Here is a 13936-nt window from a genome sequence, read left to right on the forward strand (position 1 = left end):
GCTGATGCGGGTGTCCTTATGCGTTGCGATTCAGCCAGGCCATGTACTCGCCCACGCCCTGTGCGACAGTTTTAAATGGCTTGTCATAGCCCGCTTCACGCAGTTTTGTCAGATCGGCCTGGGTAAATGCCTGATAGCGTCCTTTGAGTTTATCCGGGAAAGGAATGTACTCAATCTGGCCCTGCTGATGGAATTTAAGCACGGCATCAGCCACTTCCTGGAACGATTCCGCGCGTCCGGTGCCGCAGTTATAGATACCGGATACGCCGTTCTCCCAGCACCACAGGTTTACAGCCACAACATCATCTACATGGATAAAATCACGGCGGAAGCTGTCGCTGCCTTCAAACAGCTTAGGGTTCTCGCCGTTGCTGATTTGCGTATTCAGATGAAACGCCACGCTGGCCATACTGCCTTTGTGCCCTTCGCGCGGACCATACACATTGAAATAGCGGAAACCGCACACCGGCGAATCCGCTTCAGGCAGAATCTGACGCACGTAGTGATCGAACAGCATTTTTGAATAGCCGTAGACGTTCAGCGGCTCTTCATACTGACGTTCTTCGATAAAGTTCTCATTGCGGCCACCATAGGTCGCTGCAGAGGAGGCGTAGAGAAACGGGATCTCGCGCTCAAGGCAGAAATGCAGCAGATCTTTAGAGTACTGATAGTTGTTATCCATCATGTACTTGCCATCCCACTCGGTGGTGGCGGAACAGGCACCTTGATGGAATACCGCTTCAATCGGCCCCAGATCTTCGCCTGACATGATGTAAGAGAGAAACTCCTCTTTATCCATATAATCAGCGATATCCAGATCCGCCAGATTGACGAATTTGGTGCCATCTTTCAGGTTATCCACGACCAGAATGTCGCTATGACCGCGATCGTTAAGCGCTTTAACGATGTTGCTGCCAATCATGCCAGCGCCGCCGGTAACGATAATCATATGCTTAGCCTTTAATCAGTTAGGGTGAAACAGAAGGTTTCACGCACGAATACTCATCATCATAACATTTCAGCCCTGTCCGGACAGCCAGATGCGTGAGGCGTATCGCACAAACGCTGACTACGGCGTGAACTATGCTGCAAAACGAACATTTAACTGGCTGAAATATCGTCTGCCTGCTATTTGCTCAGTAAGATGCTCCGGTAATTTGCGATCTAAGGAGCAGAATCATGTCCAATCAGTTTTATTCGCAAATCCGTCAGCAGCTTGAGACAACGCGTCAGGACGGATTGTTCAAACAGGAACGTCGCATTACGTCAGCCCAGCAGGCGGAGATCAGCGTTGATCACGGCACGCCGGTCATTAACTTTTGTGCCAATAACTATCTCGGTCTGGCGAATCATCCGGCGCTGATTCAGGCAGCGAAAGAGGGTATGGATTCCCACGGCTTTGGTATGGCGTCGGTGCGCTTTATCTGCGGTACGCAGGATACGCATCAGCAGCTGGAGCGTAAGCTGGCTGACTTTCTTGGTATGGAAGCGTCTATTCTTTTCTCCTCCTGTTTTGACGCTAACGGCGGCCTGTTTGAGGCGCTGCTGGGTCCGGAGGATGCCATTATTTCCGATGCGCTAAATCACGCCTCCATCATTGATGGCATACGCCTGTGTAAGGCGCAGCGTTATCGCTACGCCAATAACGATATGCAGGCGCTGCGTACCTGTCTGCAGGAGGCGCGTGATAAAGGTGCCCGGCATATCGCGATCGCTACCGATGGCGTGTTCTCTATGGATGGCGTGATTGCCAATCTGCAGGGGATTTGCGACCTGGCGGAGGAGTTTGATGCGCTGGTCATCGTCGATGACTCTCATGCGGTGGGCGTTATCGGCGCAGCAGGGCGCGGCACGCATGAATACTGCGACGTGATGGATCGCGTTGATATCCTCACGGGAACGTTAGGTAAAGCGCTGGGCGGTGCCTCCGGCGGCTATGTAGCCGCGAAAAAAGAGGTCGTGGAGTGGCTGCGTCAGCGTGCTCGTCCCTATCTGTTTTCTAACTCGCTGGCTCCGGCAATTGTCGCGGCCTCGCTGCGGGTGCTGGATCTGCTGAGTGAGGGTGACGGTCTGCGCCAGCGGCTATGGGATAACGCGCGCTTCTTCCGGGAGAAGATGACCGCGGCAGGCTTCACGCTGGCCGGCGCCGATCACGCCATTATTCCGGTGATGCTGGGTGAGGCTAACGTGGCGCAGCAATTTGCCACGCTGCTGCAGCAGGAAGGCATTTACGTCACCGGCTTTTTCTATCCGGTGGTGCCGCAGGGTCAGGCGCGCATCCGCACGCAGATGTCTGCCGCTCACACGCAGGCGCAGCTGGAACAGGCTATCGCCGCTTTTATCCGCGTCGGCCAGCGGCTGGGCGTGATTGCTGCAGGAGCAGAAAAATGAAAGCACTTGCCAAACTGAAAGCTGAAGAGGGGATCTGGATGGTGCAGGATGCACCGGTGCCGGAACCGGGTCATAACGATCTGCTGATTAAGATCCGTAAAACCGCTATTTGCGGTACGGATATCCACATCTACAACTGGGATGAGTGGTCGCGTAAAACCATTCCGGTCCCGATGATCACCGGACATGAGTATGTCGGTGAAGTGGTTAGCATGGGACAGGAGGTGAAAGGCTTCGCCATTGGCGATCGCGTTTCCGGAGAGGGGCATATTACCTGCGGCCACTGCCGTAACTGCCGGGCAGGGCGAACGCACCTGTGCCGCAATACGGTGGGCGTGGGGGTCAATCGCCAGGGCTGCTTCGCGGAGTATCTGGTTATCCCGGCATACAACGCGTTTAAAATTCCCGATAACATTTCTGACGAACTGGCAGCCATCTTCGATCCGTTCGGCAACGCCGTACATACCGCGCTGTCATTTGATCTGCCCGGTGAAGATGTCCTGATCTGCGGCGCCGGGCCAATTGGTATTATGGCTGCCGCCGTCTGCAGGCACGTAGGTGCCCGTCACGTTGTGATCACTGACGTGAATGAATACCGTCTGAGTCTGGCTCGCGAGATGGGCGTGACCCGTGCGGTTAACGTGGCGCAGGAAAATCTGCGCGACGTGATGCAGGATCTCGGTATGACCGAAGGATTTGATGTCGGACTGGAGATGTCAGGCGCACCGGCAGCTTTCCGCACGATGCTGGAAACCATGAACCACGGCGGACGCATTGCGCTGCTGGGCATTCCACCCGGCGATATGTCGATCGACTGGAATCTGGTCATCTTCAAAGGCCTGTTTATCAAAGGTATCTATGGCCGTGAGATGTTTGAAACCTGGTACAAGATGGCGGCGTTAATCCAGTCCGGACTGGATCTTACGCCGGTGATCACCCACCGCTATGACATCGACGCGTTTCAGCAGGGGTTCGATGACATGCGCTCCGGACGGTCAGGGAAAGTGGTGCTGAGCTGGGATTAAACGGACTCCGGCCCGCAGGCCGGAGTAGTATCAGCCGCGTTTTTTCTCTTCATCCGTCAGGTAGCGTACTTTGCGCGTATAGTCCTGACCTTTAAACTGCAGCGGCTGCGCCGGGTCCTGCAGATACTTCTGCCATTCGCTTAACGGAAAACCGCCGTGTGCGCCAATGACCTCAGGCGGAATGACCGCTGCCGTTCCGCCGATGCGCTTGGAGACCGGCCAGTTTGCCCACTCGCCCAGGTTAACCGTAACCAGATCGAGCATATCCAGCAGCGCAGAGAGCGGCAGCTGATCGGTGGGGGGCTGATTATCATTCATCAGCTCCCAGGTATCCTGAAACAGCGTCAGCCACAGCGGACAGATACGCTTCCAGGTCTGACGCGTGGCGGCCAGATAAGCGCCGTTGACATGGTCAACCAGATAGGGCCGGATGGCGGGTTTATAGTAAGCCGGGATCTGCTCCTCAGCCGCGTTTTCAAGTTTGGCAATCATTCTGCCTTCTCTGAAGCTGGAGTAAAGATGGCCTTCACGCAGGCTGAGGGCTGGATCTTTAAGCAGGTTGAGGTCAGAGTCGATCATCAGAACCGCGTCACCGCTGGCCTGCAAAGGCGCCTGCAGTTTGATCAGCCGGCTGCGGTAAATCTGTTTATAACGGTAGCTCTCTTCACGGTGCGGAATGGTCAGCGTGGCAACGCGGGTCTTTGCCGGCAGCTCACCAAATTGTGTCGCGGGCTGGTCGCTGACGATAACAATCTCCGTGACGCTGGTGGCAAAACGGCTGGCAAAGCAGGCGCTGAGCAGCGCTTCTTCAATATAGTCCTCACCCGCACACGGGATCACCACGGAGGTGACAGGAGTCTTGCCCTGCACGCGACTCTGGCTGTAGGGAATATTATGCCGCGCGCGAATATGGCGGAAACGTTTATTAAAAAAATTAAGCATGACTCTTTTCCTGAATAACATTAGCCAGAACCGTTTCTACGCCCTGAATATAGTTTTCAATAGCGTAATGTTCGCGTACCTTTCCGGCAGCCGTGTTGGTTAATTTCTGACGTAATTCTCTGTTCTCCCACAGAGCGATCAGCTGCTGTGTCAGCTCTGCAATATCACCATATTCAAACAGCAGACCGGTCTGGTTGTGTTCAATCAGCTCAGCTGTCCCGGTTACCCGCGATCCGATAACGGCAGTATTGACCAGCATCGCTTCAAGCACCACGCGGGGTAAGCCTTCACTTTGCGAGGCCAGTATGAACGTGTCGAACGCGGCCAGAAAATCCAGCGCATTATTTTTAAAACCGGTGAAAACGATGCGGTCAGCAATCTGCTCTTTTTCTGCCAGCTGTGCAAGGTTAGCCTGTTCCGGACCGGTACCGACAATCAGCATTTTCCAGTCAGCGTGAGGGTAAAGGCGGTGAAACCGGCCCAGTGCGCTCAGCGTATGGTGATTGGCTTTACGCGCTATCAGTGACCCAATAGAGCCAAACACAAAGGTTTCCGGGGCAATCTGCAGCGCCTGACGAACCGCGGTACGATCGGGTAACGGCTGGTGGATATCGATGGCATTGCTGACGGTATGACAGAGATGCTGATGGACACCATGACGCTGCAGCGTATGACTGACACCGTGCGAAACGCAGATAATCGCCTCACAGTCCCGGTTCAGCATCGCGACCAGCTGGCGATTCAGTACCGGGTCAATACGGCAGTGCTGAACCACCGGAATATTAAGCGGGCGGGCTGCCAGATAGCCTTCAGTGTTGGTACTGGGCTGATTATTCATATAAAGCAGGTCAAACTGCCCGGCTTGCAGAAGCGCGCCAATCTTGTGCGCGTTCGGGATAATACGCCATCGGCGATCCACAAAATGAATCGCTTTTTTTCTGCTCTCTTTGCTGAAAAAAAGCAGCGTGCGGACTATTTCTTTGCTGATTTTTGCCCAGAGAGGTTGTCTGCGCTGCGGAATAAACGTCACCGGAATCGTTAACGATCCAAGAATTTGCTCAATGGTTTCGTTATTGCCGCGCGAATAATTATGATAAAAGCAGCAGGTAATATCGAACTGGTTACGATCGATCCGCTTCAGTAATTCCAGCATGCTATTCGTGCCGCCGCCCCACTCGCGACCATTATCAAGCAGTAGAATTTTTCGTTTATGCGGCGTCATTCCTGCTGATGTCCTTGTTCTGTGCCGTGAGTTTTCCGGCAAGAGTATAAACTTTCTGGCTGCAATGTGAATGTCAGCGGTGCGGTGGCCCACACCGCTGCTTTAAAACAGCGCTTTCAGTTTGAGCATGAAAGGGTTCTGCATCAGGCCTTCGCCGATAATTTCCACTGCCCGCTGCTGCGGCACTGGCGCGGCACTGACTTTACAGATGGCAGGCGCGCGGAAGCGCACGCTGGCGGGTTTAGCCGGAGAGGCTGCAGCAGGTTTTGCGCTGTGACGCAGCGGCTCATTCAGCAGCTGTCCTGGCGTAACCAGCGTAATATCAGCCGGAAGGGAAGGCAGCATCTGCTGCAGCACGCGCACTGTTGTCGGGTGCGGATGGCCGATAGCGATAGCAAACCCGTCCCGCTGTGCCAGCTTAACCGCCCGGGTAAACTGCTGTCGTACCATCGCTTCATTTTGATTATCATCAAGAAACACGCGGCGTTTCACGACTTTGACCTGCGTGCCCTGCGCCGCTGCAACGGCCTGACTATTGCCGATGGTCATGCTGTCGAGAAAATAGTAGTTGTAGTGATTCAGCACCTGCATCACTTTCTGCATGCCGGGCAGGCTGGAGGTCATTTTACTGCCCATATGATTGTTCAGGCCAACCGCGTAGGGAACTTTACCGCTGGCTTCACGGATAATGCGGGCGATTTCGTCGCTGCTCATCTCCGGCGTCAGGGTATCTTTTTCCAGCGGCTGTTTGCTGAGCGGCGCCATCGGCAGGTGAATCAATACTTCATGACCGCGCTGATGGGCTTTGGTTGCCATCTCACGCGCATGCGGGGCGTTGGGCAGTACGGCAACAGAGATGGCTGCCGGCATCGCCAGCACTTTGTTCTCTTCGGTGGGACGGTAGCCAAAATCATCAATGACAATCGCTAATTTTGCCGCCTGCACGCTGAAACTCAGAAGCGAGCCGCATAGCAGAGCGGGTAACGTTCGGGATAAAAACAGCACTTATCTTCCTAACCACGGTAGTGGGTTAACAGCTTTGCCCTGACGGCGGATCTCAAAATAGAGTGACGGCGTACCGCGGCCGCCACTGGTGCCTACCAGCGCCACCGGCTGACCAGCTTTGACCTGTGCACCGACGCTTACCAGTGCGCTCTGGTTATAGCCGTACAGGCTCATATCGCCTTTACCGTGCTCCAGTACCACAACCAGCCCGTAGCCCTGCAGCCAGTCGGCCATCAGTACCCGTCCATCCGCAATCGCTTTCACTTCGGTGCCTTCCGGTGCGTCGATTACCAGTCCTTTCCAGCGTAGCTCACCCTGCATCGCCTCACCGAAGCGGTGTTCAATTCTGCCGCGTACCGGCCAGAAAGCCTGGCCGCCTGCGCGCCCCAGTCCGCCGGTACGCGCCATCAGCTCACGCTCGCTCTGCGTGGGGGCATAGCTGGAGCCTTTCGCTTTGGCCTGCGCCTGACGCTGGCGCACCTTCTCGGCTTCACGCGCCTCGCGCTCGGCCCGCTGACGCGCTTCGCGCTCTGCTTTGGCAATTTTATCCTGCAGACGGCTTTCGTTCTGACGCATTTCAACCAGGTCTGCCTGATCTTTTTCCAGCGCGTTCTCCAGCGCGGAGAGGGTCTTTTTGCGGGCGGCGCTGGCGTTTTCCAGTTTGCTTTGCTGCGCCTGCTGCTGAACGAGCAGATTTTTTTGCTGCTGCTGTTTGCTCTGCATGGTCAGACGCTGCTCAGCCAGCTGCTGCCGGGTCTGCCGCAGCTCATCGATATTTTTTTGCCGCGCGGCGTTGAGGTAACCAAAATAGGCCAGGATGCGTTCACTGCGCTGCGCTTCTGCGCCGCCCAGCAGCAGCTGTACACCATTATGCTGCCCCTGGCGAAAAGCGGCGTCGAGCTGCTGCGCCAGCAGGCTTTCCTGCTGCGTCTGCTGCTTTTCAAGGCGGGAGATAGAGGCGGTAAGCTGAGCAACCTCTTTGTCGAGCGTGCTTAAGCTATTGCGCGTTTCGCGTAGCTGACGGCTCGCCTGGGCAATAATCTTCTCCTGACTCCGGAGCTGATCGAGCAGTTTACTGCGCTCAACTTTCTGAGCTTTAACGCTCTTCTCTTTTTCCGCGATACTTTGCTGAATGGTTTTTAGCTGCGCTTTATTGTCGTCAGCGCTGTAACCCGTAACAGGCAGCAAAAAAATACCCGCACACAGCAGGCTGAGGGAGAGGGGGGACCAGCGGAATACCAGCTGAGAAGCCGGGCCGTTGTAATGAGTCCTTGTAGGTGTAATGCGCGCTTTTCCCTTCATAGTTGATAATTATTCCACGATGAACAGCCGCTTACCAGTTATCCCGGCCAGCTTTTAGATTACGAAACGTGTCGCTTTAAAGCTTAGCGCGATAAACATTGTCTGAATTTTGCGATTAAAACATTTTTTTTGGAAAATGACGCACAAATCGTATCTCTGCCCGCATCGCGACTGTACATGCGAAGTGGCGCAGGTATACTCAGAACCCTTGTTTTAGCTTATAAGCCCGGTCTGGAGTCGTTACCTCTCATGCAAGAAATCATGCAGTTTGCAAGCAATCACCCCATCCTTAGTCTGGCATGGGTCGTTTTACTTATTCTGGTGATTGTGACCACCGTTAAAGGGATGTTCTCTAAGGTAAAAACCATCAGCCGTGGCGAAGCGACCCATCTGATTAATAAAGAGAACGCGGTGGTAGTAGACGTGCGTTCACGCGACGATTATCGCAAGGGACATATTTCCGGCGCGGTTAACGTAGCAGCAGCAGATATTAAAAAAGGCAGCTTCGGCGAGCTGGAAAAGCACAAGTCGCAGCCCATAATTGTGGTATGTGCCACCGGTCAGAGCGCGGGCGATTCAGCAGCAACGCTGAGCGCAGCAGGCTTTGAACATGTCGCTGTCCTGAAAGATGGCGTCAGCGGCTGGAGTGGCGAAAACCTGCCGCTGGTTCGCGGTAAATAATCATCTGAGGTATTCCGCATGGCTAATGTTGAGATTTACACCAAAGTAACCTGCCCATACTGCCATCGTGCAAAGGCGTTACTGGATCAGAAAGGCGTTTCTTATCAGGAGATCCCTATCGATGGGGACGCAATGAAACGTGAAGAGATGATCCGGCGCAGTGGCCGCACCACGGTGCCGCAGGTTTTTATCGACGCTCAGCACATCGGTGGTTGTGACGATCTCTACGCGCTGGACGGGCGTCAGGGACTCGATCCTCTGCTTCAGGCTTAACTCTTCTGCACTGATAATTATCACTTAAGGACTTAGTAACATGTCAGAACAAAGCACCAACGAAATGCAGTTCCAGATCCAGCGCGTTTATACCAAAGATGTCTCTTTTGAAGCGCCAAACGCACCACAGGTTTTTCAGAAAGAGTGGGAGCCGGAAGTCAAACTGGATCTGGATACCGCCTCTTCTCAGCTGGCTGATGAAGTGTATGAAGTGGTGCTGCGCGTGACGGTAACCGCAACCGTAGGCGAAGAGACCGCATTCCTGTGCGAAGTACAGCAGGCGGGTATCTTTACCATCAGCGGTATTGATGGCACGCAGATGGCGCACTGCCTTGGCGCATACTGCCCGAACATTCTGTTCCCTTACGCACGTGAGTGCGTGACCAGCCTGGTTTCACGCGGTACGTTCCCGCAGCTCAATCTGGCTCCGGTTAACTTCGATGCGCTGTTCATGAACTACCTGCAGCAGCAAGGTGAAGGCGAAGCGCCACGTCAGGATGCCTGATGACAACAGATAACGCGTCTATCAGCGTACTCGGTGCCGGCTCGTACGGCACCGCTCTCGCTATCACGCTGGCTCGCAACGGGCATCCGGTTCTGCTCTGGGGCCACAATCCGCAAAGCGTCGCCCGCCTGCAGGCTGACCGCTGTAACACCGCTTTCCTGCCCGATGTTCCTTTTCCCGATAATCTGATCCCTGAAGCCGATCTCGCCCAGGTGGTTCGCGCGAGCCGCGATCTGCTGGTAGTAGTACCGAGCCATGTTTTTGGCGACGTGCTGCAGCAGATTAAACCTTACCTGCGTATCGATTCCCGTGTTGTCTGGGCTACCAAAGGCCTGGAAAAAGAGACCGGCCGTTTGCTGCAGGACGTTGCGCGGGAGATCCTGGGCGACGCTATTCCGCTGGCGGTAATTTCCGGGCCTACTTTTGCCAAAGAGCTGGCCGCCGGTTTACCTACCGCTATCGCACTTGCGGCGACCGATGCGGAGTTTGCTGACGATCTGCAGCAGAAGCTGCACTGCGGCAAAAGCTTCCGCGTTTATAACAACGCCGATTTTACCGGTGTTCAGCTGGGCGGGGCCGTTAAAAACGTTATTGCTATCGGTGCCGGCATCTCAGACGGTATCGGCTTCGGCGCTAACGCACGTACCGCACTGATCACCCGTGGCCTGGCAGAGATGAGCCGTCTGGGCGCGGCGCTGGGTGCCGATCCGGTAACGTTTATGGGCATGGCAGGACTGGGCGATCTGGTGCTGACCTGCACCGATAACCAGTCACGCAATCGCCGTTTTGGCATGATGCTGGGTCAGGGCGAGAGCGTTGAAGAGGCGCAACGCATTATCGGACAAGTTGTAGAAGGCTACAGAAATACCAAAGAAGTCAAAGCCCTGGCAGCGAGAATGGGCGTTGAAATGCCGATAACCGAGCAGATTTATCAGGTACTGTATTGCGAAAAAACGGCGCGAGAGGCAGCATTAAGCTTACTGGGTCGTGCAAGGAAGGACGAAAACAGCCCGGGCTAGAGCAGGATGCTCAGCACACCAACCTGTAGCGCCTCTGCGGCGCTTTTTTATGGGAGTAAACAGCAATGTCGTCTGAAGAGTTAGAACTGGTCTGGAACCATATCAAAGCAGAAGCCAGAGCGCTGGCAGATTGCGAACCGATGCTGGCCAGCTTTTATCACGCGACTTTGCTGAAACATGAAAATCTCGGCAGCGCGCTCAGCTACATGCTGGCGAACAAGCTGGCGAATCCGATTATGCCTGCTATTGCTGTGCGTGAAATTGTTGAAGAAGCGTATCGTCAGGATCCGGAGATGATTGTCTCAGCGGCCTATGATATTCAGGCCGTACGCCAGCGCGATCCGGCAGTAGACAAATACTCTACGCCGCTGCTCTACCTGAAAGGCTTCCATGCGCTGCAGGCCTATCGTATTGGCCACTGGCTGTGGAAAGAGGGTCGCCGCGCGCTGGCTGTCTATCTGCAAAATGAGATCTCCGTTTCCTTCGCCGTTGATATTCACCCGGCGGCCCGTATCGGGCGCGGGATCATGCTGGATCACGCTACGGGTATTGTGATCGGCGAAACGGCCGTAGTAGAAAATGATGTCTCTATCCTGCAATCCGTTACGCTGGGCGGGACCGGCAAAACCAGCGGCGATCGCCATCCTAAAATTCGCGAAGGCGTTATGATTGGTGCCGGCGCTAAAATCCTCGGCAACATAGACGTAGGTCGCGGAGCAAAAATCGGTGCCGGCTCGGTGGTACTGCAGCCTGTTCCCCCGCATACCACCGCCGCTGGCGTTCCGGCGCGCATTGTGGGCAAACCCGCCAGCGATAAACCCTCAATGGATATGGATCAGCATTTTACCGGCGCCGGTTTTGAATACGGTGACGGGATTTAATCTCTGATCAGCGCGCCGGCGAAATCGAGCTGGCGCCACGCTTCATACACCACCACTGATACGGCATTGGAGAGATTCATGCTGCGGCTTTCGGCGCGCATCGGGATGCGTATCTTCTGTCCGGCAGGCAGGGCGTCAAGGATTTCCGCGGGCAGGCCCCGGCTTTCCGGGCCAAACAGCAGGTAGTCCCCGGCCTGATAGCTGACGGCGCTGTGTGCTGGCGTACCTTTCGTGGTCAGGGCAAACAGACGCTGCGGCGCCTCAGACGCGAGGAAAGCGCTGTAGCTGGCGTGTTTTTTCAGCGCGGTATATTCATGATAATCAAGTCCGGCGCGGCGCAGCCGTTTGTCATCCCACGCAAAGCCAAGCGGCTCAATCAGATGCAGCTGAAAGCCGGTGTTAGCGCACAGGCGGATGATATTACCGGTGTTGGGTGGTATTTCAGGTTCGAATAAAACAATGTTCAGCATAAGGCCCCCGCAATCAGGGGCCGAAGCATAACAAATTACTGGCGGGCAGAGTATAGCGGGAGCCAGAGCGTCAGGCGCAGCCCGCCCAGCGGGCTGTTATCTGCTTTGACCCAGCCGCGGTGCTGCTGTACGGCCGTCTCCACAATCGCCAGCCCAAGCCCGGTGCCGCCAGACTCGCGATCGCGCGCTTCATCAGTGCGATAAAACGGGCGGAAAATCTGCTCGCGATCTTCTTCGCTTACGCCCGGACCGTCATCATCCACGTGAACGGTAATACCCTGAATATCCACCGAGAAGCTCACGCTGATGTGTGAATCAGAATAGCGCAGCGCATTGCGCACGATGTTCTCCAGAGCGCTCTCCAGCGCATGCGGGTTGCCATACAGCGGCCACGGGCCAGGCGGATAGGGCACTTCCATGGTTTTACCCATCTGTTCCGCTTCAAAGCGCGCATCCTCCAGCACGCCGTTCCATAGCTGGTTTGCTTTCATCGCCTCGCTGACCAGGGCGTTTTTATGCTGGGTACGTGACAGCACCAGCAGATCGTTGATCATGCCATCCAGCCGCTGCGCTTCGGTCTCAATGCGCTGCAGCTCTTTCCCTTCGCCATGACGACGACGCAGCAGAGCCGTAGCCAGCTGGAGGCGCGTCAGCGGAGTGCGCAGCTCATGGCTGATGTCGGACAACAGGCGCTGCTGGGCAGTCATCATGCGCTCAAGCGCGCTGACCATCTGATTAAAACTGGATCCGGCCGCCAGAAACTCCTGCGGACCTGACTCCAGTTCAGGATGCTGACGCAGATTGCCGCTGGCCACTTCATCCGCCGCGTATTTCAGCTTGCGCGCCGGTCGAGCCAGGCTCCATGCCAGCCAGAGCAGCAGCGGAGAGCTAATCAGCATCGTGACAATCAGCAGCAGCAGCGGCCGGTCGAATAACAGGTTGATAAAATCGAGCTGAGAACTGGTGGCTGGCCGGATCAGATAGAGTTGATAGTTATCTTCGCCGTCGCGTACGGCAAAGGGACCAACCATCTCAACGCGGCCATATTTTTTCTTCTGCGGGTGATCGGCGTTGTCTGACTGACCGATAAAGTTGCGGATCACCTGCATTTCATTGTGCTGTGCGCCGATGACCCGGCCTTCACTGGTGACCAGCAGCAGGCGCTGACCCGGCGGCGCCCATTTGTCGATAGCGCGAAACAGCCGGCGCCACCACATCAGGTCATTAGGCGGATCCTGAGAGAGTTCCGCTTCCACATGCTGTTCAATCATGGTGCCCTGCCGCTGTTCGCTTTCCATCAGAGCGGTCATCTGACGCGAATCGAGCTTGGGCACCATCAGGACCAGCATCAACACCAGCGCCAGCGTAAGCCAGAAGATGGCGAAGATGCGGGTCGTCAGACTGCCTATCATGATGCAGAAACCATCAGATAGCCGCGTCCGCGCAGCGTTTTGAACCATGGATGGCCATCACGACGCTCAGGGAGTTTGCGGCGCAGGTTGGAGATATGCATATCGATGGCACGGTCAAAGGGCGTCAGGCGTTTGCCAAGCACTTCCTGACTGAGATGCTCGCGCGATACCACCTGGCCAAGATGCTGCGCCAGCAGGTAAAGCAGCGTGAACTCGGTGCCAGTGAGATCGAGCGTTTCGTTATCGAAGCTCGCCTCCTGGCGCCCCGGATTCAGACGCAGGCAGTCGACTTCAAGCGTCGGCGAACTGGTATCGTGCTGCTGTTGCTGCTGCTCGCTCCAGTTTGAACGACGCAGGATCGCACGAATACGCGCCACCAGTTCACGGTCGTTGAATGGTTTAGGCAGGTAGTCATCCGCCCCCAGCTCCAGCCCCAGAACGCGATCCAGTTCGCTGCCGCGCGCGGTCAGCATAATGACCGGCGTCTGATGCTGCTGACGCAGCTCTTTCAACGTATCGATACCGTTTTTCTTCGGCATCATGACATCCAGCAGCAGCAGGTCAACAGAGCTGTCCAGCAGAGTAAGTGCTTGCTCTCCATCGCTGGCTACAATGACTTCAAACCCTTCCATTTCGAGTAATTCTTTAAGCAGCGAAGTTAATTCGCGGTCGTCATCTACCAACAGGATTTTATTCATTTTTTATTGCCCTCCGCAGGCAAAATACCGTGTTCCCACATTGGCAATCCAACGCTTTACGTAGTTTTACACCCCCTGACGGTTGTTTGCAGCTGCCGCCGTAAACTGGG

At 55.4% G+C, this 13936-nt stretch carries 15 protein-coding genes; 7 read left to right on the forward strand and 8 right to left on the reverse strand.

Features of this window, described 5'->3' with window-relative positions; translation table 11 throughout:
* Positions 1–16 precede the first annotated feature (16 nt).
* Positions 17–949: an ADP-glyceromanno-heptose 6-epimerase gene (gene rfaD / locus C1Y41_RS18385; RefSeq protein ID WP_039381236.1), complete on the reverse strand. Its 933-nt coding sequence runs from the start codon at positions 947–949 to the stop codon at positions 17–19.
* A gap of 230 nt (positions 950–1179) precedes the next feature.
* On the opposite strand from rfaD, the gene C1Y41_RS18390 reads away from it, so the two are divergent.
* Complete coding sequence (locus tag C1Y41_RS18390; protein WP_039381234.1) at positions 1180–2391, forward strand: glycine C-acetyltransferase; 1212 nt, start codon at positions 1180–1182, stop codon at positions 2389–2391.
* Positions 2388–3416: an L-threonine 3-dehydrogenase gene (gene tdh, locus C1Y41_RS18395; RefSeq protein ID WP_039381231.1), complete on the forward strand. Its 1029-nt coding sequence runs from the start codon at positions 2388–2390 to the stop codon at positions 3414–3416. Before C1Y41_RS18390 ends, tdh begins: the two co-directional genes overlap by 4 nt.
* A gap of 30 nt (positions 3417–3446) precedes the next feature.
* Here tdh and C1Y41_RS18400 read toward each other — a convergent pair whose 3' ends face one another.
* From C1Y41_RS18400 to envC, 4 genes are all read right to left on the reverse strand, one after another.
* The gene (locus C1Y41_RS18400) at positions 3447–4358 is read right to left on the reverse strand and encodes a hypothetical protein (RefSeq protein ID WP_094111633.1); all 912 of its coding nucleotides are present in this window, start codon (positions 4356–4358) and stop codon (positions 3447–3449) included.
* Positions 4351–5580, reverse strand: coding sequence for a glycosyltransferase (locus tag C1Y41_RS18405; protein WP_104086056.1), 1230 nt, complete (start codon positions 5578–5580; stop codon positions 4351–4353). The genes C1Y41_RS18400 and C1Y41_RS18405 overlap by 8 nt, the downstream gene beginning before the upstream one ends.
* A 102-nt stretch (positions 5581–5682) precedes the next feature.
* The gene (locus C1Y41_RS18410; protein WP_071668660.1) at positions 5683–6582 is read right to left on the reverse strand and encodes a divergent polysaccharide deacetylase family protein; all 900 of its coding nucleotides are present in this window, start codon (positions 6580–6582) and stop codon (positions 5683–5685) included.
* Between the two features lie 3 nt (positions 6583–6585).
* A complete protein-coding gene (gene envC / locus C1Y41_RS18415; protein ID WP_039381228.1) occupies positions 6586–7887 on the reverse strand; it encodes a murein hydrolase activator EnvC in 1302 nt (433 codons plus the stop codon).
* A gap of 249 nt (positions 7888–8136) precedes the next feature.
* Here envC and C1Y41_RS18420 point away from each other — a divergent pair, with 249 nt between their 5' ends.
* The 5 genes from C1Y41_RS18420 to cysE all read left to right on the forward strand — a co-directional run bounded on the left by C1Y41_RS18420 (position 8137) and on the right by cysE (position 11246).
* A complete protein-coding gene (locus tag C1Y41_RS18420) occupies positions 8137–8568 on the forward strand; it encodes a rhodanese-like domain-containing protein (protein ID WP_039381227.1) in 432 nt (143 codons plus the stop codon).
* An 18-nt stretch (positions 8569–8586) separates the two neighbouring features.
* Positions 8587–8841: a glutaredoxin 3 gene (gene grxC, locus C1Y41_RS18425; protein ID WP_039381226.1), complete on the forward strand. Its 255-nt coding sequence runs from the start codon at positions 8587–8589 to the stop codon at positions 8839–8841.
* Positions 8842–8881: 40 nt separating this feature from the next.
* On the forward strand, positions 8882–9346 hold the full coding sequence (gene secB, locus C1Y41_RS18430) for a protein-export chaperone SecB (protein WP_039381225.1): 465 nt from the start codon (positions 8882–8884) through the stop codon (positions 9344–9346).
* Entirely contained in the window at positions 9346–10365 is a 1020-nt protein-coding gene (gene gpsA, locus C1Y41_RS18435) for an NAD(P)H-dependent glycerol-3-phosphate dehydrogenase (RefSeq protein ID WP_039381224.1), read from the forward strand. Before secB ends, gpsA begins: the two co-directional genes overlap by 1 nt.
* A 65-nt stretch (positions 10366–10430) precedes the next feature.
* Positions 10431–11246: a serine O-acetyltransferase gene (gene cysE / locus C1Y41_RS18440; protein ID WP_039381223.1), complete on the forward strand. Its 816-nt coding sequence runs from the start codon at positions 10431–10433 to the stop codon at positions 11244–11246.
* Here cysE and trmL read toward each other — a convergent pair.
* From trmL to cpxR, 3 genes are read right to left on the reverse strand one after another with little or no spacing between them, the layout of a single operon-like run.
* Positions 11243–11716, reverse strand: a complete 474-nt coding sequence (trmL, locus tag C1Y41_RS18445; RefSeq protein ID WP_039381222.1) for a tRNA (uridine(34)/cytosine(34)/5-carboxymethylaminomethyluridine(34)-2'-O)-methyltransferase TrmL — start codon at positions 11714–11716, stop codon at positions 11243–11245. The two genes, cysE and trmL, sit on opposite strands and share 4 nt — an antisense overlap.
* Positions 11717–11751: 35 nt before the next feature.
* The gene (cpxA, locus tag C1Y41_RS18450; protein ID WP_039381221.1) at positions 11752–13128 is read right to left on the reverse strand and encodes an envelope stress sensor histidine kinase CpxA; all 1377 of its coding nucleotides are present in this window, start codon (positions 13126–13128) and stop codon (positions 11752–11754) included.
* Positions 13125–13826 carry an envelope stress response regulator transcription factor CpxR gene (cpxR, locus tag C1Y41_RS18455; RefSeq protein ID WP_039381220.1) on the reverse strand — a complete coding sequence of 234 codons (702 nt, stop codon included), beginning with the start codon at positions 13824–13826 and terminating at the stop codon, positions 13125–13127. The genes cpxA and cpxR overlap by 4 nt, the downstream gene beginning before the upstream one ends.
* Positions 13827–13936: the final 110 nt, after the last annotated feature.

The organism is Pantoea sp. ICBG 1758 (assembly GCF_002928325.1).
GTDB lineage: Bacteria > Pseudomonadota > Gammaproteobacteria > Enterobacterales > Enterobacteriaceae > Pantoea > Pantoea eucrina.